The 22,069-nt window shown below is 34.7% G+C and carries 24 protein-coding genes; 20 read left to right on the top strand and 4 right to left on the bottom strand.

Annotated features, from left to right (window positions below):
* Positions 1–432 (top strand): FtsX-like permease family protein (locus Q7P22_RS03705; RefSeq protein ID WP_369695491.1); only part of this gene is annotated, 432 nt, incomplete at its 5' end.
* 162 nt (positions 433–594) lie between these two features.
* Here the strand turns inward: Q7P22_RS03705 and Q7P22_RS03700 are convergent.
* Positions 595–1,383 carry a CAP domain-containing protein gene (locus Q7P22_RS03700; RefSeq protein WP_303860778.1) on the bottom strand — a complete coding sequence of 263 codons (789 nt, stop codon included), beginning with the start codon at positions 1,381–1,383 and terminating at the stop codon, positions 595–597.
* A gap of 209 nt (positions 1,384–1,592) precedes the next feature.
* On the opposite strand from Q7P22_RS03700, the gene Q7P22_RS03695 reads away from it, so the two are divergent.
* Entirely contained in the window at positions 1,593–2,822 is a 1,230-nt protein-coding gene (locus Q7P22_RS03695) for an MFS transporter (RefSeq protein WP_303860775.1), read from the top strand.
* 255 nt (positions 2,823–3,077) lie between these two features.
* On the opposite strand, the gene Q7P22_RS03690 is transcribed toward Q7P22_RS03695, so the two are convergent.
* On the bottom strand, positions 3,078–3,620 hold the full coding sequence (locus Q7P22_RS03690; protein ID WP_303860771.1) for a nitroreductase family protein: 543 nt from the start codon (positions 3,618–3,620) through the stop codon (positions 3,078–3,080).
* 891 nt (positions 3,621–4,511) lie between these two features.
* Here Q7P22_RS03690 and Q7P22_RS14930 point away from each other — a divergent pair.
* The 13 genes from Q7P22_RS14930 (at position 4,512) to Q7P22_RS03630 (ending at position 15,093) form a co-directional block, all read left to right on the top strand.
* The gene (locus tag Q7P22_RS14930; RefSeq protein ID WP_369695490.1) at positions 4,512–5,030 is read left to right on the top strand and encodes an MATE family efflux transporter; all 519 of its coding nucleotides are present in this window, start codon (positions 4,512–4,514) and stop codon (positions 5,028–5,030) included.
* Positions 5,027–5,884 (top strand): MATE family efflux transporter, encoded by an 858-nt coding sequence (locus tag Q7P22_RS14925; protein ID WP_369695489.1) that lies wholly within the window; start codon positions 5,027–5,029, stop codon positions 5,882–5,884. The genes Q7P22_RS14930 and Q7P22_RS14925 overlap by 4 nt, the downstream gene beginning before the upstream one ends.
* 39 nt (positions 5,885–5,923) lie before the next feature.
* Positions 5,924–6,529: a DUF5662 family protein gene (locus tag Q7P22_RS03680; RefSeq protein WP_242981767.1), complete on the top strand. Its 606-nt coding sequence runs from the start codon at positions 5,924–5,926 to the stop codon at positions 6,527–6,529.
* A gap of 83 nt (positions 6,530–6,612) precedes the next feature.
* The gene (locus tag Q7P22_RS03675; protein WP_113921489.1) at positions 6,613–6,939 is read left to right on the top strand and encodes a (2Fe-2S)-binding protein; all 327 of its coding nucleotides are present in this window, start codon (positions 6,613–6,615) and stop codon (positions 6,937–6,939) included.
* Positions 6,940–7,216: 277 nt separating this feature from the next.
* The gene (locus Q7P22_RS03670; protein ID WP_113921490.1) at positions 7,217–8,221 is read left to right on the top strand and encodes a uroporphyrinogen decarboxylase family protein; all 1,005 of its coding nucleotides are present in this window, start codon (positions 7,217–7,219) and stop codon (positions 8,219–8,221) included.
* 318 nt (positions 8,222–8,539) lie between these two features.
* The gene (locus Q7P22_RS03665; protein WP_113921491.1) at positions 8,540–8,893 is read left to right on the top strand and encodes an arsenate reductase family protein; all 354 of its coding nucleotides are present in this window, start codon (positions 8,540–8,542) and stop codon (positions 8,891–8,893) included.
* Positions 8,894–8,906: 13 nt separating this feature from the next.
* Complete coding sequence (locus tag Q7P22_RS03660) at positions 8,907–10,202, top strand: adenine deaminase (protein WP_303860762.1); 1,296 nt, start codon at positions 8,907–8,909, stop codon at positions 10,200–10,202.
* Between the two features lie 802 nt (positions 10,203–11,004).
* The gene (gene modA, locus Q7P22_RS03655; protein ID WP_303860759.1) at positions 11,005–11,835 is read left to right on the top strand and encodes a molybdate ABC transporter substrate-binding protein; all 831 of its coding nucleotides are present in this window, start codon (positions 11,005–11,007) and stop codon (positions 11,833–11,835) included.
* Positions 11,836–11,852: 17 nt separating this feature from the next.
* On the top strand, positions 11,853–12,632 hold the full coding sequence (locus Q7P22_RS03650; RefSeq protein WP_303860756.1) for an ABC transporter permease: 780 nt from the start codon (positions 11,853–11,855) through the stop codon (positions 12,630–12,632).
* Between the two features lie 4 nt (positions 12,633–12,636).
* Complete coding sequence (locus Q7P22_RS03645; protein ID WP_303860753.1) at positions 12,637–13,350, top strand: ATP-binding cassette domain-containing protein; 714 nt, start codon at positions 12,637–12,639, stop codon at positions 13,348–13,350.
* Positions 13,325–14,074 carry a Rossmann-like domain-containing protein gene (locus Q7P22_RS03640; protein ID WP_303860749.1) on the top strand — a complete coding sequence of 250 codons (750 nt, stop codon included), beginning with the start codon at positions 13,325–13,327 and terminating at the stop codon, positions 14,072–14,074. The genes Q7P22_RS03645 and Q7P22_RS03640 overlap by 26 nt, the downstream gene beginning before the upstream one ends.
* 185 nt (positions 14,075–14,259) lie before the next feature.
* Entirely contained in the window at positions 14,260–14,397 is a 138-nt protein-coding gene (locus Q7P22_RS03635) for a hypothetical protein (protein WP_303860747.1), read from the top strand.
* Positions 14,398–14,532: 135 nt separating this feature from the next.
* Positions 14,533–15,093 (top strand): hypothetical protein, encoded by a 561-nt coding sequence (locus Q7P22_RS03630; RefSeq protein ID WP_303860744.1) that lies wholly within the window; start codon positions 14,533–14,535, stop codon positions 15,091–15,093.
* Between the two features lie 168 nt (positions 15,094–15,261).
* Here Q7P22_RS03630 and Q7P22_RS03625 read toward each other — a convergent pair whose 3' ends face one another.
* Complete coding sequence (locus Q7P22_RS03625; protein WP_303860741.1) at positions 15,262–16,326, bottom strand: LacI family DNA-binding transcriptional regulator; 1,065 nt, start codon at positions 16,324–16,326, stop codon at positions 15,262–15,264.
* Between the two features lie 318 nt (positions 16,327–16,644).
* Between Q7P22_RS03625 and Q7P22_RS03620 the strand changes: the two genes are divergently transcribed.
* From Q7P22_RS03620 to Q7P22_RS03600, 5 genes are all read left to right on the top strand, one after another.
* Positions 16,645–17,667, top strand: coding sequence for an extracellular solute-binding protein (locus tag Q7P22_RS03620; protein ID WP_303860738.1), 1,023 nt, complete (start codon positions 16,645–16,647; stop codon positions 17,665–17,667).
* Positions 17,668–17,736: 69 nt separating this feature from the next.
* Entirely contained in the window at positions 17,737–18,546 is an 810-nt protein-coding gene (locus Q7P22_RS03615; RefSeq protein ID WP_303860736.1) for an ABC transporter permease, read from the top strand.
* A gap of 4 nt (positions 18,547–18,550) precedes the next feature.
* The gene (locus Q7P22_RS03610; RefSeq protein WP_303860733.1) at positions 18,551–19,351 is read left to right on the top strand and encodes an ABC transporter permease; all 801 of its coding nucleotides are present in this window, start codon (positions 18,551–18,553) and stop codon (positions 19,349–19,351) included.
* A 13-nt stretch (positions 19,352–19,364) separates the two neighbouring features.
* Positions 19,365–20,426: an ABC transporter ATP-binding protein gene (locus tag Q7P22_RS03605; RefSeq protein ID WP_303860731.1), complete on the top strand. Its 1,062-nt coding sequence runs from the start codon at positions 19,365–19,367 to the stop codon at positions 20,424–20,426.
* Between the two features lie 46 nt (positions 20,427–20,472).
* Complete coding sequence (locus tag Q7P22_RS03600; protein WP_303860729.1) at positions 20,473–21,258, top strand: sugar phosphate isomerase/epimerase; 786 nt, start codon at positions 20,473–20,475, stop codon at positions 21,256–21,258.
* Between the two features lie 79 nt (positions 21,259–21,337).
* On the opposite strand, the gene Q7P22_RS03595 is transcribed toward Q7P22_RS03600, so the two are convergent.
* Complete coding sequence (locus Q7P22_RS03595) at positions 21,338–21,808, bottom strand: SDR family oxidoreductase (protein WP_303860726.1); 471 nt, start codon at positions 21,806–21,808, stop codon at positions 21,338–21,340.
* Between the last annotated feature and the right edge of the window lie 261 nt (positions 21,809–22,069).

The raw sequence follows: 22,069 nt of genomic DNA, 5'->3' as shown, positions 1-22,069 counted from the left end.
ATAAGTGTAGAAGGTGCAGAAATCAACAGATCTAGTTTTTACACAGTATATGGTGGACTGTTTTTCTTGGGTTTATTTATAGGTTTATTGTTTATTATGGCTACAGTTCTAATAATATACTATAAGCAGGTGGCCGAAGGTTTTGATGATAAGGAAAGATATGAAATTATGAAAAAGGTAGGTTTAAGCCACAAGGAAATAAAACAATCCATTCATTCCCAGGTAATAACTGTTTTTTTCTTACCATTAGTTACAGCAATCATTCATATTGCTTTTGCTTTTAATGTTATTACTGAATTGCTCTCTATCTTTAATTTAACCAATATATCTTTATTTGCTATTTGTATAGCTATAACGATACTTGTTTTTGTAGTATTTTATATAGCTGTTTATTTCCTAACAGCAAGAACATATTATAAGATTGTAAGTTAAGATAAAAAAATCATATACTTTAGCTATAAAAAGCCTCCTGAATTTAGGAGGCCTTTTATACTATACTATACTTAGAAAATTCTATTTTCTATTCAAGCAATCATTATTTACTTAGTGTTGCAAATTGATCCCAAAGAAAGCCCCTAAAGCTAGTGACTATTATTATCCTATAAACATTTGTGTCCAGTGAGCTGTTCCACTAGGGCTTACAGCGTAACCAACACCTATTTCGGTAAAATTAGGGTTTAAGATGTTTTTTCTATGCCCTTCAGAATTCATCCAACCATTTACTACTTGTTGCGCTGTTTTTTGACCTTTTGCTATGTTTTCACCAGCTGTTCTATAGCTGATTCCAAAGCTTTTCATCATGTCAAATGGTGAACCATATGTAGGTGACTGATGGTCAAAGTAGTTTTTGTCAATCATGTCTTGAGATTTCGCTCTTGCTACACTTGATAATTCAATATTCGCTTTAAATGGTGCTAAACCATTTTTTTGTCTTTCTTGATTTGTAAGATGGATTACTTCCTGTTCAAATGCATTTAGTGAACTATTTTGTTTAGGTGCTTGATTTTGCTCTGTGGTATCTTTTTTGTCTTCTGTTTTACTTGGTGCTGTAGGACTTGTATCCTTTTTCTCTTCTGTTTTACTTGGCGTTGTTGGAGTTACATCTTTCTTGTCTTCTGTATTCTTTGTATTTGTAGTTGGTGCTTCTTTTTGACCTTCAACAGTATCCTGTTTTGGAGCAGTATCTTGTTTTGAACCATTTTTTGCATTTATTATAGACGCTATGTACTTTTGAATATCCTCTCTTTTTAATATATTATTGAAAGAATATCTATTATTGACATTATTATCTGGGCACTTTGTGACTGTAGCTGCTCCTACGCTACTTGGAATCATTGTAGCTAATACCAGTCCTATTGTAACAGCTTTTCTAAGTTTATTCATTTGTACTTCCTCCTTTTGTTTGTTACATCTTGTATACATTATAGTTACAATTATGATGTAATTCAAGTGGTAAATGGTGGCAGATATATTGAAATATACTTAATATTTGATTTTGTATAAATAATGAGTCATTTATTGTATAATGAAAAGATGTTTGAAAAATTCATAGACGTAATTGCTAAACATAGCAAAAATAAGGGGGAAGATACGTGAATACGAACTGGAAAAGAAATATTATTTTATTTGTAATAAGTCAGTCTATTTCTCTTTTTGGTTCATCTCTAGTCCAATACGCAATTATGTGGTATATCACTCTGAATACTCAGTCAGGGGTTATGATGACTATATCGATTATCTGCGGATTTCTGCCTACATTCTTCTTATCGCCATTTGCAGGAGTATGGGCAGATCAATATGACAGAAAGAAATTAATAGCGATCTCTGATGGATTAATTGCAGGAGTTACTTTTATTATGGCCTTGTTCTTTTATTCAGGAAAGGAATCTTTAGGATTATTATTTATGGTATTGGGGATACGGGCACTAGGAACAGCAATACAAACGCCAGCGGTTAACGCCTTTATTCCACAGCTAGTACCTGAAGAACACCTTATGAGGGTGAATGGCATAAATGGAAGCATACAGTCCATAATTTTTCTTCTTTCACCGGTGATAAGTGGAGTTTTGTTGACATTAGCAACTATAGAGGTCATATTCTTAATAGACATTATCACCGCTATCACCGCCATAGGGATTTTGATTTGGTGCTTAAAAGTCCCTCCTCACAAAAAGATAGATAAAGGTGCAAAGGTAGATTATTTTAAAGATTTGGGCAGGGGATTTACGTATATTCAACATAATAAATATGTAAAAAGTTTCTTTACTTACGATGCCATATACCTATTTTTAGTAACACCAGTCGCTTTTTTGCTACCATTACAAGTAACACGTCGATTTGGGCAAGATGTATGGAGACTAACTGCTATTGAAATTGCCTTCTCTATAGGCATGATTCTTGGGGGAATACTTATGACCACCTGGGGTGGGTTTAAAAACAGAGTACACTCTATGGTTTTTTCTTGCTTCATTTCAGGACTTTTTACATTATTAATAGGTATAGCACCTAATTTTGTACTGTATCTTTTATTTACTATGCTAATAGGTGTAGTAATGCCAATCTTTAACACACCAGCTATAGTATTATTGCAAGAAAAGGTAGATCCTGATTATTTAGGCAGAGTTTTTGGTGTATTATCAATGATATCTAGTTCCGTAATGCCTATGGGCATGCTTTTATTCGGTCCAGCCGCGGATATTATAGACATAGGGTGGCTCCTAATTATTACAGGTGCTTTACTAAGTTTCCAAACTATTTTTATGATCAAAAATAAGGCTTTAATAGAAGCGGGGAACTCGCCTTCTAAGAGCTTTAAGTTCTAAGTAAAATCTTTAATCATCGTAGGTGACTTTATAGAAGATAAGAATTAGTATGGCAGAGCGAAAAATTTCACTATACTTCTTTAAAGGCTAAAAATAATTCTAAGTTTATAATTGCCCAAAGGGCACACCACGTCCATCCAACCCAAAAAGAAGAGGTTCATCTACCTCTTCTTTTTGTTATTAATCAAGTTTTGTTCAAATGTAACAAATCAAATGTAATAGTTATCATTGGTATCCTAAAGGTTTTATTAGATATTAGGGATTATGCCATTTCTGATGTTCATGATACATATTATTATGTATTCGTTCACAATCGGAATCTAGTCTGATATAAGGCTTTTTTTCTTCATCACTATACCCTATAGAGACAATACACTCAACTTCGTAATTGTCAGGTATATTAAGGGTCGTTTTGATATAATCTTCTGCAGATTCGTGATTACCTCTTTTGCGATTTCGAATTTGAGTCCAACAAGTACCAAGGCCTTCATCGTAAGCCGTCAATTGAATAGTATAAGCTGCGATGGTTAAATCTTCAATCCACACATCTGATACTTCTGTTTCTGAAAGGACTACAATAGCGGCAGGCGCATCTGCTAAGAATTGAGAACGCTGATCTCTACATGCAGATAGCTGTTTTAAGATTTCCCTGTCGGTTATTACAATAAATTCACATAATTTTCTGCTAGTAGAAGTAGGAGCGATTAAAGCGTTTTCAAGGATGGTATCTAATACTTCTTGTTCGATAACTTGGTCCCTGTACTTTTTAACGCCTCTTCGCCTTAAAAAATCTTTCATGATTACATTACCCCCTAAAGATGGTATCCCTAAATTATTATTTGGTTATGACAATAATAGATTATATAATAAATTCCTGTATGTAAAGCCATTTAGCCATGTCGATAAACCAATATATAAAATTATACTCTAATTATACCAAATTAAGAGATTAGTACAAGCTATGGTAATTATATAACAAGCAATATGATTGGATTCAATTGTTAATAGCACTATTTTATTCAAGTAGAATAAATTAATAATAGTCGAATATTAAAAGCAGAAAGCAAACATGTAACAATATTAGACAAAGATTAAGAGATCGTTTAGTAATTGATTAACCATCTGTTGTTTGATACTAGGAAGAATTTATGAAATCCTTTAAATTGGACAAGGACTTCATATTTAGTATAGTAACATCTAATACTCAAATTGAAGGAGGAGATAAAAGAAGATTTAATATGAATAGGATAAAAATAGAATGTTTTACAAAAAAATTCTTTTATTATTATTTGCTAAATGATAAAAATCTGTCAAAAAATGACCAAGGATGAAGCATATACCCTGAAGGAATTTACAGAGTTTGTAAAAATAGTGTAGGAAGTATGATCTACTAATCTAATACTATTTAATAATGAAATAATACCTAAAAGAATAATAAAGAATCTATAAGTAGATTGCCTTTTAAATGAAACATAAAACTCCCCTTGTAATAATTTTGATAATCGCTTTATTACACTATAATTCGCACGATTATAACTCTTGTTTGGAAAAGTTTACTTAAATTTAAAGGTAGAAGTTTACTAAATCCTGACTACAGCTTGATTTTGAACAGTCCTACTGATTTGTGGTTATTTACTAAAATATGATAGAATAGAAAAGTAAGAATATCATTTAGAAAGTGGTAGTAAATTGAAAAAAGTAATGACAGCAGATGAAAAATTCAAGAAGATGACGGAAACACCTATTAATAAATTAGTTTTATCTTTGGCCGTTCCTACTATAATCAGCATGTTGACATCATCTATATACAATATGGCCGATACATTCTTTGTCAGTCAGATTAGCACAAGTGCCTCAGGCGCAGTTGGAGTGGCTTTTCCTTTGATGATGATCATTCAGGCAATTGGTTTTACTTTAGGTATGGGCTCAGGAAATTACATATCTAGATTATTAGGTCAAAAGGACCGTGAGTATTCCTCAAAAGTACTGGCAACAGGATTTTTTACTGCATTAATTGTAGGAGTGATCCTAGCTATAATAGGCATTTTACTATTAGATCCCTTAGTTTACATGCTTGGTGCTACAGAGACCATCGCTCCCTACGCGAAAGATTATATACAGTACATTTTATTAGGAATGCCTTTTATGATTACTTCTTTTGTACTAATGGAACTCTTCGTTTTCAAGGAAGCGCTTTTTATTCCATGATTGGCATTACAACAGGTGGTATTATAAATGTAATACTAGACCCTATATTAATTTTTAAGTTTAACATGGGCACAGGTGGTGCAGCATTAGCTACTGTAATAAGTCAGTTTATCAGTTTTTGTATCCTCGTATACAATTCAAGTATTGGTGGAAATATTAAAATCAAATTCTCTGATTTTACACCAAAGTGGGTAATGTATAAGGAAATCCTTCGTGGCGGCTTGCCATCCTTTTACAGGCAGGCCTTAGGTAGTGTGGCTATGATTTTCCTAAACTTTAGTGCAGGCTTTTATGGGGACGCAGCCATAGCTGCTATGACCATTGTGGGTCGAGTTATCCATTTTGCAATTTCTGTTATGCTCGGTCTTGGGCAAGGGTTTCAACCTGTGTGCGGGTTTAACTATGGCGCTAAACACTATGACAGAGTATTAAAGGCCTTTTGGTTTACAGTAAAGCTGTCCATAACTGTACTGAGTTTACTAGGACTTATAGGATTGATCACATCACCTTCTATTATCACTGTATTTCGAAAAGAGGATTTAGAGGTTATTTCTATTGGTTCATTAGCTCTTAGGTTACAGTGTTTAACTTTGCCACTATCAGCGTGGATTATCATGACGAATATGCTAGTGCAAACAATCGGCAAGGCCAAAGAGGCAACCCTTGTGTCTATATCAAGACAAGGATTGTTTTTTATACCATCTATATTGATTTTACCAAGAATCTTTGGTCTAGTAGGGGTACAAATTAGTCAGCCTGTTTCAGATTTGCTCTCCTTTGTAGTAGCATTGATTGTTGGAAGGAACGTTTTACTAGAAATAAAAGAAGCTATAAAAGAGGAAAATCAATCATAGTATATAGTATACTTATATTAAAAAATGGAGATAAATTAAATGAAATGGTTACAGCATTTTCGTACAATCACTCGACATAAATGGCTCGTCATGAAACACTGCTTTCGCGTTGGACTGTATAAGCAAGGATTTCTTCATGATTTATCAAAATATTCCTGGACTGAGTTTTCCATAGGGGCGAAGTATTTTCAAGGGTATCGAAGTCCTAATGCTGCGGAAATTGAAGAAAAAGGGTACAGCACAGCTTGGCTCCATCATAAAGGAAGAAACAAGCATCATCCTGAGTATTGGACAGATTATAATGCAAGAGGAGATCATTCTTATTCACCAATAAAAATGCCCACAAAATATGTTGTAGAGATGTTCTGTGATCGGGTGGCAGCAAATAAAATTTACAAAACAGAGACATACCAAGATAGTGATCCTTTAGCATATTTTGAAAGAACAAAAGCTCATCTAATAATCCACGAGGAATCTAGTGAGTTGCTTAGAAAATTGCTCACTATGCTCAAAGACCATGGAGAAGAAAAAACATTCCTATATATTCGAGAAAATATCGTAAGAAAAGAAGGAGAAAACCTCACCTTCCCAAGTTTAAACAAAGAGCATTTGTCTGAGGAGTTTTCGACTACAAACAAAGAGTAGAATAAAGATGAAAAGATTATATTTGATTATATGATCATTTTTTCCTATAATAATACATTAGAATAAGTAAAGGAGTGTATAAAATGGCAGGTAATAGAACGATATGTATAGCCAACAATGTTGATTATTCATCAATAAGAAAAGCAATGTGCGAAGGCGCAAGAACAGTAGAAGATGTAAAAGAAAAAGCAGGCGTCTGTGGCGAATGTGAAGGATGCAAAACAGAATTAGAAGGTGTATTATCTTCTGTGTGTGGATGTAAGGAAGTTTCCTTAGAAGCTGTAGTCAATGCGGTAAAAAACGGCGCTGATACAATTGATAAGGTTGGAGAAGTTACAGAAGCTGGAACTGGTGAAGATTGTGGCAGATGTAAAGCGTTAATCGCTAATATTATTGAATTAGGATACTAAAGTATATTTTACTACGAGGATAGAATTCTTTTCTATCCTCGTTTTTGTATTAAGAAAGTTTTGCTATTCTATTTGTTATTAATCTCAATAAGATTAAAAATATTAAAAGAATTACAATTATATTGACGTATATGGCAAAATTATGTACAATTAAATTATAAAGCTAAGGATTTAATAAATCATACATATAGTACAATAGTGGTTCAAATCTTTAAAAGACATTTATTTGCAATGGAATGTATTTTATATGAGTAAATAATAATAGTAGGAGGTCAGTATGAATTTAAGAGAAAATGCTATGGCAATTTACAATGGGGAGCAACCAGATTTTTATGGGGATTTAATGGCAGCAGTCGAATTTATTATAGATCCTCTTTTGGAAAGAGACGCTTTAATTCCTCAGGACGGAAAAGAGTACATAGACTCATGGGGAACAGTAAAAGTGTTTTTGCCAGGGGCTCCTGGGGCACATCCTCATTTAACTCCAGAAAATATTGTAATTAAGGATATTGAAAAGTGGGAAGAACAGATTAGCGTGCCTTCAATAGATGCGTTTGATTATTCAAAAGTAAGAGATCAAGCAGCTTCTATTGATAGAGAAAAAAAATTAGTCTGTTTCTTTTGCCCTGTTGGGATCTTTGAGCGAAGTCATTTCCTAATGGGAATGGAAAATGCCCTTATAAATTATCTTGAGTATCCAGATGAAATGAAGGCTATGCTTAGAGTGATTACAGATCATAAAATAGCTTATATTAAAAAAATTGGCGAAGAATGTCATCCAGATATTATTTTCTATCATGATGATTGGGGTACAAAACAAAATTTATTTTTGCCACCTTCTGTTTGGCGAGAAATCATCAAACCTCTTCAAAAGGAGATTGCTGACGTCATTCACGAATGTGGAATGATCTATATGCACCATGCAGATTGTATATGCCAACCTATTGTAGAAGATATGGTGGAAATTGGTGTAGATATATGGCAGGGTGTAATCGCTCAAAATGACATCGTAGAAATTCAACGAATTACAGAAGGAAAATTAGCCATGGTTGGGGGTATAGATGCGCCCAAAATCGATATTGAGAATATAACAGAAGAAGAAATCAGAGCAGAAGTAAGACGCGCAATCGATACCTATTGCCCAGCAGGACGCTTTTACCCTTCTATTCCTAATGCAGTGTGCTATAGAGAATGGAATAATTCCATCGTTATGGACGAACTAGAATCCTATGGGCGAAAATTTGCAGAGGAACATCCTATTCAAAAAACACAGTCTATTTAATGTTTTTAGATTGTAATGACATTTGTTCATCTAATAAAATTGTATTAAACATCTATAAACAGATTCATTTAATGGTCTTCTATGATAAAATTATCCTAAAAGACTATTTTACTTTATAGTAAATCCATACTTTGTGTATATTCAAATTATTGCATGCAAATGCTACCTCTGGTTGCTAAATGACCCGAAAAGAATGCAAAATACTGATAGCTTAACATTTAAGACAAGCAAAATATTTCTGTGGCAATAACGAGATTTCTACATAAAAAGCCATAATTATTCATAAAATGCATATCTAATATTGAAAGGAGAAGATAAATGAAATTCCAATTTATATGTTATTCAAAATGTAGTACATGTACGAAAGCGAAAAAATGGCTAGAAGCAAATCATATCGAATTTGAAGAAAGACCTATTAAAGACGAGAATCCAACAGTAGATGAGTTAAGAGAATGGATACCTAAGAGCGGTTACCCAATCAAAAGGTTTTTTAACACTAGTGGAAAAATATATAGAGACCTCAACCTAAAAGACCGCTTACCACAAATGACAGGGGAAGAACAAGTAAAGCTTTTAGCAACGGATGGAATGTTGGTTAAAAGGCCTATTCTTGTAGGTGATGATATTGTTTTAGTTGGTTTTAAAGAAGAAGAATGGAAACAAATTCTATAGTTTGTAAAGTGCTTTGCAAAAGGTCTTATTAAAGCCATACTATGATAATCCCAGAGTACTCGGTTTAGCAGAATTAATGGATTATGAAGGAACCATTTCAGGGAGTAGAGATATTTTAAAAAAGCTAGAAGATGCTTCAGGCAAAATTGTCGATGGCCATGGACCATCATTAAGTGGTAAGGACCTTTGCGCCTATGTTACAGCTGGTGTTTTGTCTGATCACGAATGCACGACCTTACAAGAGGCTAAAGAGCGTATTCGATTAGGGCAGACAGTGATGATTCGAGAAGGTACTGCTGCAAAAAATTTAGAATCATTAATAGAATTATTTGCCGAACCTTATTACCAAAGATGTATTCTTGCCACAGATGATAGACATCCAGGAAGCCTTAAAAAGGAAGGTCATATTAACTTTATTATTCGAAAAGCCGTTTCTTTTGGAGTAGACCCGATTAAGGCTATTGCAATGAGTACCTATCAGACGGCAAGATACTTCGGCTTAAAAAATCGTGGTGCTATTACCCCTCATTATATTGCGGATATAGTTGTCTTATCGGATTTAAAAGAGTTTTACGTAAAAAAGGTTTATAAGAAGGGTAAATTGGTGGCTGAAAATGGTAATATGCTTGAATATACATCTGCGCCTAGAAATATAGATGATAAGTATAAATCCATTTATCATTCCTTTCACATAAGTAAATTAGAGGAATCTGATTTTTATATTGAAGAACCTTCAGGAGACAAAAGGAATCAAATGAGAGTGATTTCTCTAGTGGATAATCAGATAACGACAACTGAACAAATAGAAGAATATGAACCTGAAAATAACGGAATTAATATTCATAAAGACATTCTAAAATTAGCTGTTGTGGAGAGGCACAAAGGGACAGGGAGTATAGGACTAGGGTATGTTTCGGGTTACGGTCTTAAAAGTGGCGCCATTGCCTCTTCTGTATCCCATGATTCTCATAATTTAATCATTATCGGAACCAATGAAAAGGATATGGCCCTTGCAGCAAATGCCCTTCAAGAGATGAAAGGTGGATACATTATTGTCAACAATGGAGTCATTATAGACAAACTTCCTTTACCTATAGCCGGCCTTATGAGTGACAAAAAAGCAGAAGACCTTGCAGAAGATATGGACAGAATTAAGAAAAAAGCTTATGAACTAGGCATTACAGAAGGAGTTGACCCTTTTATGACGCTAGCTTTTATAAGTTTACCTGTTATTCCAGAACTTCGATTAACTACAAAAGGGTTAGTGGATGTAATAGAACAAAAACTTGTGTCGCTATTTATAGAATAATTTATAAAACTGATCTAAAATGTAGGCAACGGTGCCCTCACCGTTCCGTAAATCCAGATATCTTCAGTAGTTATTCAAAGCATAATATAAACGAAATATAAGCAATAATACATTATGAGCGTAATTATGGAGATAAGGCGATTTTGGCTGTTATTGAGGAAGAACAGGCCATCCCGAGCGTAAGGGATGCAGGATTAAGCAAATAGAATACCTTTGGCTAGCTCCACTCTTTGTGGGGCTTTTCTAATAGAATGGAAAGCTGTTCTTTATCTTCAACGCTATAATTCCTTTTGTTGGTTATTATTATCGTCTATATACCTAAGAAATACGTTCCCTTCTTCTATTTAATTAGGTAACGGTTGCTATGCTGGATGATAGGAAAACTGAGGATTTGCCAGAGAAATATCAACCTGTCAGGAAGAAACTTCGTAGAGAACAATACAAGCAAGTTATTACATTTAGATCACTCTAATGAGGTCAAAAGGTATTAATTTTCGATCAAAATAGATCTCTTAATAAGTAGTAATGGTGATGTATTGTTTTTCAATGAACTTAGATAAACAGAAGTTGAACAAATTTATACAAGTTAGAACAAACTAAAACAAACTAAACCTTGTCAAAATATAAATAAAAATGTTATAATATAGTTGTAAAATGTTGCCTGATAAATATCAGGCGCATAGCTCATCTTGGCACGTATAGAAGAAAATGCGATATTGAAGCAGATTGGAATCGTTATCAAAGGCGGTGTGCGTGTTTTTTTATAATGTCTATTTAAAAAGGTATATGAGGAGGAAACTTTATGAAAAAAATTTTTAGAAATGGATTTATGATGTTATTAGTAGCTTTGTTATTGGTAGGTTGTGGCACAAATAACGAAACGCAAAAACCAGTAGATAAAGATAATGAAAGTGTTACAAGCTCAGTAGATAAGAATCAAGAAGATGAAAATACAAATCTTGATGGACACAGCGTGATGATCTTCTGCGGTGCAGGAATGAAAGATCCATTTGGGGTAATCGCACAACAATTTCAAGAAGCTACAGGATGCGAAGTACAAGTTACATATGCCAATGCTGCTCAAATTCAAACACAGATCAATACAGGAAAAGAGGGTGACTTTTTTATAGCAGGATCAAAAGAAGAAATGAAACCAGTGCAGGATTTAGTATCATCGTCTAAAGATCTTGTGCAGCATATTCCAGTACTAGCAGTTGCAAGTGGAAATCCTAAAGGAATAACTGGACCAAAAGATTTATCAAAAGAGGGTATACGATTTATTATGGGAGATCCAGAGGCCACTCCTATCGGTAAAATTGCTAATAAAATGATCAAAGACTTTGATCTTACAGGTAAAGTGGATATTATGGCAAATACAGCTACAGCGCCAGCAATGGCTACGGCATTAGAGGTAGACGAAGCAGATGTAGCATTAATTTGGAAAGAAAATGTGAAAGGGGATAAACTTGAAATCGTTGATTCAAAAGATATGGAAGCATATATTAAGATCATCCCCGCAGCACTGCTAAGTACAACTATTGATGAAGAAGCTCAAAAAGCATTTGATGAGTATTTAGATACGCAAGAAGTAAAAGATATTTGGATTGAATTTGGATACGAAATAGTTGAATAATGGGTAAGAACAATAAAATGGAAATTGTATTTCTATTTATGCTTGTTTTGATAACGGTATTTACCATATTAAGTCTTTTTATAATCTTTATCGAAGGCATTCCTTATATCAAAGAGGCATTTCTATCAGAAGAGATACAGTTTTCAATTAAGATGAGCGTTGGAACAGCGACAGTATCCACAGGTATCGTTATGTTTTTTGCAGTTCCTTCAGGTTATATTTTAGAAAGAAGGGAGTTTTTCGGGAAAAAATTACTTGGTACTATTTTAGAAATACCCCTTTCACTTCCTTATTTGGTAATTGGGATATGTCTTCTGACTTTGTTTGCCAGTGATTTTGGAAAAACTTTACGCAGCATGGGGTTTCCAGTTATTTTTCACAGAAATGGAATTGTGGTAGCTCAAACTTTTGTCAACCTTCCATTTGCAATTTCCATGATACGCAGTACTGTAAGAGAGATTGATCCGAGATTAGAATTTGTAGCAAAAAATCTCGGTGCTTCCAATTGGTATGCTTTTTATAGTATAGTTTTAGGAATAACCAGAAGATCTTTGCTTTCGATCGGGTTAATATGCTGGTCCCGGGCTCTAGGTGAATTTGGTGCAACCTTAATGCTGGTAGGGGTAACTCGAATGAAGACGGAAACCTTACCTGGTAGTATTTATTTGAATATATCTACGGGCAATAATGAAATTGCCATGGCATCAGCTATTTTATTGATAATAATCGCTTTGTTGGTACAACTGACCAGCAAATATTTAACGAAAAATGATACAGCAATGCGAAGAAGAGGTTGACTGGATGGAGGATATAGTAAGTATTAAAGATGTGAGAATGAAGGTTGGAGAGTTCCAATTGGGTCCAATTGATTTAGATATTAAGAGGGGAGAGGTATTCGCCTTTTTGGGAAAGACAGGTGCTGGTAAAACGTTGTTGATGGAGCTGATTGGTGGTTTTTATACCCATTACGAGGGAACGATACAAGTGTTTTCAGACGTTCCAGTAGGTATTGTATTACAAGAATATGCACTTTTTCCGCATCTCACGGTAGCAGAGAATATTGCTTACGGGCTAAAATGTCACCACTATTCTAAAAGTGAAACACAAAAGAAAGTAAAGGACATAACAAGTTTTTTTGGGATAAACCATTTATTAGGGCAGTACCCAGATACTTTAAGCGGTGGTGAAAAGCAGAGGACAGCTCTTGCAAGAACCATGGCAATAAGGCCTGATCTACTGCTCCTTGATGAACCTTTTAGCGCATTAGACGTGGCAACAAAGGAAAGAATATATGGACAAATATTAAAGATTAAAGAAGAGTTTGATTGTACTATTGTTATAATCACACATGATTTTCATGAAGCGATTCGATTGGCTGATCGAGTAGGAATTTTACTTCATGGAAAAGTCAAGGATGTAGTAGCTCCAGGTGAACTATTTGTACGCAGGCAAGATAACGAAGTAAATGAATTTTTAGGGATTGGTGAGAATGTTGACAAAAAAAGAACTATTTAATCGATTAAAGGAATATATGTATGAACTGCTAAAAGAAAATGATTTAGAAGAAGAGTCTATATACATCGTAGCCAAAGGCCTCACTCCTGAAGAGGCAATTGGAATTACAGTGCGAAAAGATTATCCTATCCTAACCGGAGAAGAAGTCATGCTTTCGGCAGAATTTGATGGGGCTATTGGCCAAGCTTTTACTTCAGCTCCATGTGAGTATAAAGGTAATATCAAAGAATTGCTTGAAAGTGACCTGTTGGAAAATGAACATAATCGAAGCTTGTTTATTGCGGCATTAAATGCAGTAGCAATGCGGTTAGGTAAGGCAGATAAAACCATTCATTGTCGCAATGATGGACCTGAAAAATGCGCTCAAAGTATGAAAGACTACATAAATACACATTATGATGTAGAGAAGATTGTTTTAATAGGGTTTCAACCATCTATTTTGGCAAGTTTAGTAGAAAGTTATACGGTACGCGTTCTTGATTTGAATCCTTTAAATATCAATCAGGTAAAATGTGGATGCATCGTAGAAGATGGAAACGATGCTTACCCAGATATATTGGAATGGGCAGATTTGATTCTTTGTACGGGAAGTACCATATGCAATGGTAGTATTGTGGACTACCTTAATATTAAAAAAGAAGTTCTTTTTTTTGGAACTACTCTATCTGGTGCCGCACCTTGTCTTGGTGTTAAAAGACTGTGCTTTACGGAGGAAATGAACTAAATATGCTGTAGAGGATGACCATGTTAATGAAATTTTAAATGAGATCCTTAGCGTCAGGGGACAGCAGTTTGTGAAGTTGTTTACTAGAGAGAATGCTGAGATAAGAGATATAGCACCATTAACGAAAAACTATCTAAGCTGAAGATTTTGAAGAGGTTAATAATAATATATTAGTAGCTGCTGGAATGAAATCTAATAATACCTTAGTCGATGATTTGTATGATTATTTTGAAGAAGTTTATGTAATTAGTGATGCAGATCACCCAAGCAAAATAATGGAAGCAGTTCATAAACCATATGCTATCGCAAATAATATGTTTTAGAAAATAGAATAATAGTATAAAAAGCTTCTGTGATTCATATTGTCACAGAAGCTTTTTTAAGGTAAATTAATATAAGATATCATCACTGGAAAGAATAAAAAAGAAAAGCATTAATATCTTATAGGAGAATATCATATGAATGAGTACTTAGAGCGAAACGAGGGCAATAATAAAAAAATTGCATTTGTCTTTTCCTGCCCAGGAGCAGCAGAGGAAAAAAGCAATATATTAGTAAGTGGAACAACAGGAAAGAATTTAAATAAAATTATTCAAATACTGCGTCAAGATTTCTCTTGTGAACACCTATTTGATTCAGAAGACCGATATGATTACCGCATAACAAATGCATCTATGAAGGTTCATTATAAGGCGAAAGACGGAAGAAGTGAACCTACCAAAAAAGAAATCACCGATTCAGAAAACCTTCGAAGGCTAACAGAAGATTTAGAGTGCTATGAATTCATTATAACCTTTGGAAACAACGCAAACTTTGCAGTAAATCATTGTAAAGATAAACTAGTAAATCAAAAAATAATAAACGTAAGACATTTAGGACTCCAATCCTTAAATCAGATCAAAGTAGATGTGGACGGAGAAGATATTTCTAATCCCAATAATGATAAGGACACTGGTAATGCTAATACTCTTAAGAGGCTAAAGGTAGTAGCAAAAGAGATTGGGAATCAGCTTGTATAACTCTATATTCATTGTTCACTGCGATGTAAGTCACATATTTGACCCTAGCTGCTGCCCAGTCATCCTGGAGCGCAGCGAAGGATCTTTGCTTACAATATACAAAAGAATAAACATGTAGTTTAACTACCATTTGACTATTGTTGAAACGTAGAACTTACAACACACAACTTAGAACTGACCGCAAGGTCCAGTAGAACTTCGAACAATCAGCTTTGGCCTGTACTGAATGCGGTGAATATCAAATACTTCTTTTTCTTTATTTTCTAGATTGATTTTTCGAAATAGCAAATTTACAGAGTCACTTCCCTTCTTTAATAAAAAGGAGTCTATTGTAGTCAATGAGATTTTTCTAAATTCCGAAGGAAAAATATTATCAAAGCCACAAACAGATACGTCTTCTGATACTCGGACTCCTTGAGAGAGCAAATTGTCCATAATTCCATATGCTACCATGTCGTTTACTCCAATATAGCCCGTAATCGTCGGATCTTTTCTTGCCTTTTCAGCTAGAGTAAAACCAGTATAGTACTCCGAATTTAGTCTGTATTTTTTTCCAATATTTTCTTCTTTGTTTTCAAATACGTTTAGTTTTACATTAAAATTATCTACAGTCTTTTGTACCCCTTCTAATCTTCTTCTTCTTTGAGTACTACAAGTGCCTAGAGGCGTAGTTATGTAGGCGATGTTTTTATGCCCAAGTTCAATAAGGTGCTCTGCTACAAGGATTCCTTCTTCTTTACTGTTAATTTCAATGGTATCGGATTCCATATATTCGCTTTTATCGCTCATAATGACAATGGGAATGTTTAGTGACATGATTTCTACCTGCTCTTTATGAAAGGGCATGGTAGTAAAAATAATCCCGCTTAGTGGGAATTGGCGAAATAAATTTAAAAAGTTCTCTTCCTTTTTAGGGTCTCTCAATGTATTGAAAATTATGGTAGTATATTCTCTGCTAGTGATCTCATTTTCTAGAGTCTGAATGAGAGATGAATAGTATGGATTGTCAAGAGTAGGGCACACGAGAGCAATGCAATTATTTGGTTTACTCTGAGTTAGTGCTCTCTTTTTGGACGGTTTGTAGTTTAATTGTTTAGCTGCTTTAAAAACTTTCTCTACTGTTTCATCAGAAAATTTTGCACCTGTATTTCCGTTAAGCACCATAGATACTGTAGATTGTGATACGCCTGCTGATTTCGCAATATCATCAGTAGTTGCTTTTTTATTCGTCATAATATCCCTCTTAATCTAATCTAAATTCTATAATAGTTATTATAACAATAGAACCCCTGGGGTGCGTTAAATTCCTATTAAATTATTAATAAGTATTTGTTATATGTATTAATTATTAATACATCGATTAATCAAATATTAATGTATCCTTAATGAAACGATAATGCCTATGCTTTATATTTATAGTTACAGAAAACAATTGAAAGAGATAAATGACATTGGTTTTGTGATCAGTAAAATTTGCCGTAGATACTTACTGATAATTAATATATTAATGCGAATTAATATAAATAATTAATATCGAAAGGTGTGTAAATGTTGAGTAAAAAGAAATGGATTAAAGCAGCAGCCGTATTAGTATGTGTTATGTCTATTTTAGTGGGGTGTAGTTCAAGTGGCAAAGAGGTTATTACATACAATACTCCACAAGACTGGGTAAACTGGGGAAATGTCCTCACTGAGTTTAATAAAGAAACAGGAATCACAGCTCCAAATGACAATAAAAATAGTGGACAATCCTTAACAGCTTTAATCGCTGAAAAGGATAGCCCTCTAGCAGATATGGTCTATTTGGGAATTGCTTTTGGAAGCAAAGCAGAAGAAGCAGGTGTATTAGAATCTTACAAACACCCATACTTTGACCAAATTGATTCTTCTTTAAAAGATGAAGAGGGTCTATACTCTACAGTTCATTATGGATCTATTGCCATTTTAGCAAATACAGAAGCTCTAGGAGATTTACCAGTGCCAAAGAGTTGGGAAGATTTATTAGATCCAATGTACAAAGGAAAAATCGGAATGCTTGACCCTACATCTGCTGCAGTAGGTTATAGCGCAACAATAGCTGTAAATGAAGCGCTAGGTGGATCACTTGATAATTTTGACACTACTATTGAGTATTTTAAAGAGTTAAACAAAAATGAAGTAGTTTACCCTATGCAAACTTCTACTGCAAAATTAATGAAAGGTGAAATTCCAATCTTAATTGATGCTGATTTTAATGGCTATGGTCTTAAATACAATCAAAATGGACCTATTGAAGTAGTCATCCCACAAGAGGGAACAGTAAAAATCCCGTACATAGTTGGTTTAGTTAAAGATGCACCAAATCAAGAAAACGGCAAGGAACTTATTGATTACTTATTCTCAGATGAAGGACAAGAGTTATTCTCAAAAGGTTTTGTTCGACCAATGAACGCTTCTGCTATGAGTGATGAAGTAAAGGACAAGTTCTTACCAGATTCAGACTACGAAAGAGCTGTAGATGTAGATTGGGAAAAGATGTCACAGGTGCAAGAATCCTTTAATGCGCGATGGACAAGTGAAATACTAGGTCAGTAAATATATTAATTGCCGGATACAAATCTTTCTTTATGAGGTTCGTATCTGGCAAATTAGAAAGGTACGAATATGAAAGGTAAATTCACAAAAGTTTCATTTGTTTTGCCGACAATGATCCTCTTTACCCTGTTCTTTTTCTTCCCACTTATTTTATTGGCCTTAAAAAGCTTTAGTGGAGAAGGAGGGTTTACTCCTGAAAATTATATATTGATTGTCACAAATAAACGCTATTTTCAGGCTATGATCAATAGTTTAATGCTGTCAACTATTGTTACCGTTACTTCTATTCTTATTGGGGCAATCATTGCATTTTTCTTGGCTAGAACGGATTTTAAGGGAAAGAATTTGTTTATTACTTTAATTACATTTCCGGTATCTTTACCTGGAGTTGTTGTAGGTTTTATGATTATAATCCTCTTTGGTACTACAGGGGTAATACCTATGTTTACAAAAATGATTACAGGTGAGGCACTAGGCGCAATCGCCTACACTATTACTGGAATCTTTTTTGCTTATCTCTACTTTTCCATTCCTAAGACCGTTATGATTCTTTATGGTGCTGTAGTGGAGTTTGATCCTCGCCTTGAAGAGGCTGCTCGAACCGTTGGGGCCAATGAACAACAGGCTATATTTAAAGTCGTAATACCTACGCTAGCTCCTGTATTTGTATCTGCAGCTTCTATTGCATTTTCCACTTCTATGAGTGCATTTGGAACAGCATTTACATTAGCCAATCAGTTTGAGATTTTACCAATTCTCATGTACACAGAATATACGAATTACTTTAATATTGAGATTGCCAGTACCATGGCTATTGTAGTAGCTGTTGTAAGCCTTGTGCTCAATTTATTTTCAAGGTCACTAATGGAGAAGGGGTGAAAGGATGGAAACCTATAATTTGACGGGAAAACTATTAAAGTTTATTGTATACGCACTAATTCTACTAACCACCCTTTTCTTAACTTTACCTATTGTCTTTACCATTCTTGGCTCCTTTTCTAAATATTGGGGCGAGAGCATGTTTGGCAGTGGAGTGACGTTAGACTGGTATAAATACGTGTTTCAATATTACGGTCATACTATTGGACTCACATTACTTATCACTTTTCTAACAGTTCTCATTAATGTATTTATTGGAAGTATGGCAGCTTATAGTATAGCAATGTCGAGGTTTAGCCATTCTAAGTGGATGAAAGTAGTAGAGGAATTATTAACACTACCTGCTGCTGTACCAGGCATCGCTATTGGTTTGGCCCTAGCGCAATCCTTTCCAGTTATGCGAAGCTCTGGTGTACTTATTTTAATCGGTCATGTAATCTTTACCTTTCCCCTTATGTTTCGAGCAGTAACTGGAGCTATTCGTTCTACAGATTTGCGCTCTATTGATGAGTGCGCTCAGGCTTTAGGTGCAGGACCATTTAGACGATTTTTTACGGTGATTTTCCCTGCAATTCGCGTATCTGTATTTTCAGGTGCAATTAATGTGTTTATGACGTCACTAGGTGAATTTAATATTACCTTTTTCCTATACACCCCTTCTTTAATGACTTTTCCAGTGGGGATGTATGAGTCTTACGCCTCACTGCGTATTGAAGTGGGAAGTGCGTTTACTACATTGTTTTTAGCTCTAGCAATCCCTTTGAGTTATATATTAAACCGACTAAATAAATCGAAAGTAAAATAAGGAAGGTACTAAGATGAAAGACAAAACACATATTTCCATACGCCATATCAATAAAATGTACCATGATGGCACCAAGACATTAAACGATATTAATCTTGAAATCAATGAAGGAGAAATTTTGGTTTTGCTAGGATCTTCTGGCTGTGGAAAGAGTACCCTTCTTCGAACGATTGCAGGATTAGAGGAAAAGACAAGCGGTGAAATCTACTTTTACAATCAAGAAATTACAGGGGTCCCTGTAGAAAAGCGAAATATTGGCTTTGTGTTTCAAAATTATGCCTTGTTTCCAACGATGACGGTAAGAGAAAACATATCATTTGGTTTAAAATTGCAAAAATTAAGCAAAGAAATAATCAACAATCGAGTGAAAGAATTAGTTCATATGATGAATCTACAGGAGCTTCTAGATAAAAAGCCTATGCATTTGTCTGGTGGTCAACAACAACGAGTAGCGATAGCTAGAGTGCTGGCTATAAAGCCAAAAGTCTTGCTTATGGATGAACCACTGACTGCACTAGACGCTAAATTAAAGGAACGACTGCGAATCGAATTAGGCAAGATGCTTCGAAAACTCGGCATTACAACTATATATGTTACCCATGACCAAAGAGAAGCTATGGCTATAGCGGACAGAATCGCTATTGTCAATAAAGGAGTCATTGAGCAGATTGACACGCCGGAAAACATCTATCTATCGCCAAAGTCCGCTTATACAGCACAATTTATTGGAAAGATCAATGCCTTAAAAGGCACCATCAAAAGTGAAAAAGAGAAGGACAGCGTAGATTTAGGCTTTATAAAGATCCCTTATACAGGAATTGAAACCATGAAAGATGGCAGTGAAATAAATGTGTTCATCCGACCTGAAGACATTCATCTCGTCACTAAAGGTAAAAAAGATGATTTCAAAGTAAAGGTCACTATTGAACAACTCGTATTTATGGGTGGATTTTATCAGATTGAAGCAAGCCTTGGTAATCAAAACATATTTTTCGAAGTACCAAATACAATAGCACTAAAAGAAAAAGAAGAGATTGAAATTACGTTTGATATGAACAAAATAATTATGGTTTAAAGCGGGAGCTTTATCCAAAGTTCATCACCTAGAGAGAAGGATAGAAATGATTAGTTATTCAGAGCTTATTTTTCTAAACGACGACGTCTATGAAAATGTAATAAAATTAAGCAAAGGCGGCCACCAGAGCATTGAACTCATGATGGATGGAGCAAGCTGGGATAGATATAGAGGCAAGAAGCAAGAACTGATTAAAAAACTAAGAGATACTGGTTGTCATTTTTCTATTCACCCGCCTGCATGGGATACTAACCTCACAGCCCAAATAAAAGAGCTAAGAGGAATAGCCTATAAGATTCATGTGGATACCATACAGTTTGCAGCACAAATTAAGGCCTCTCACGTAGTAGTGCATCCAGGATTTTTAGGTTCACCTTGTTTTTCAAAGGAAACGGCACAAAAAAGAGCCTATGATGCAGTCTGTAGTCTTGCAGAGTTTGCAAAAGAACATAAAGTCAAACTAGCCTTTGAAAATGTAGGCTATCACGGTCAATCTTTATATACACAAGAGGAATTTACCCACGCACTCGATGAGGTAGATCCAGTAGTAAGTTATTTAATCGACCTAGGCCACGCTCATATCAATAAGTGGGATTTAAAGAGCGTAATAGAAAAAGTAGCCCCTCGCCTTTGTGGGCTTCATATTCACGACAACAATGGACAAATAGACCAACATTTACCCATTGGAACAGGAAACATAGCTTGGGATGAAGTTTTTGAAGCTATGAAAAAACTTCATAAAGACGAGTGTGATTTTATACTAGAGTATGCACCGGGTACAGATTTGAAATATTTAGAAGAAGGAAAAAATCGATTAAAAATGCTCCACTAATGGTGGAGCATTTTTTCTAGTGCGCCCAGCATGGGCGTAGACTAGGAGGTTTAAATCTGGACTATTATTCTTAGTTTATTTAAGAGCTCACCATAATTCCACCATTAACATGCAAAACTTGTCCAGTAACGTAATTCGAGTCTTCTAAAGCTAAATACACATACGTAGGAGCGATTTCAAAAGGTTGCCCCAGTCTTTTCATTGGAGTGTTAGAACCAAAAGAAGAGACCTTTTTTTTACCATAAGATGCAGGGATAAGTGGTGTCCATATTGGCCCTGGAGCAACCGCATTGACACGTATTCCTTTTTCTATTAGGTTGAGCGCTAATGAACGAGTGAAAGATACAATTGCCCCTTTTGAGGACGAGTGATCTAGTAAGGTCTTGTTTCCTTCATAGGCAGTGACAGAAGCTATTAAAATTACTGTTGAATGTATGATGAGATAAAATAGTAAGGAGTTGAGAAAGGTATGGTATGGGCGTAATAAATTTATGCAGTAGACTTTGGAATGTATTGATGTTGATAGTGCTGTCCTGAGTGAATCGCACATATAAGAAGACTAATTATGATATATGATTATTAAAATGGGTGAATTAAAAGAGTTTCATGACTCAAGCATTTGTAAACAAACACCGTACAGAAAACCCTTTTAATTCTAAAGTACCTATCAGATTTAGCATCTATAAGGGGAAATTGCTTAGGGGATAGGATGTTTTGAGTCTAATGCCTTAAAATAAAATAAGACAAAACTTCTACTTCAAATCTCACCTTTAATAATGAATATAAAGCCCTTGGTATTGCATTGCCTTAC

The sequence above is a fragment of the Alkalibaculum bacchi genome, from assembly GCF_937875145.1.
Classification (GTDB): Bacteria; Bacillota; Clostridia; order Eubacteriales; family Alkalibacteraceae; genus Alkalibaculum; species Alkalibaculum bacchi_A.
This window is presented reverse-complemented; position numbering and strand designations above follow the sequence as displayed.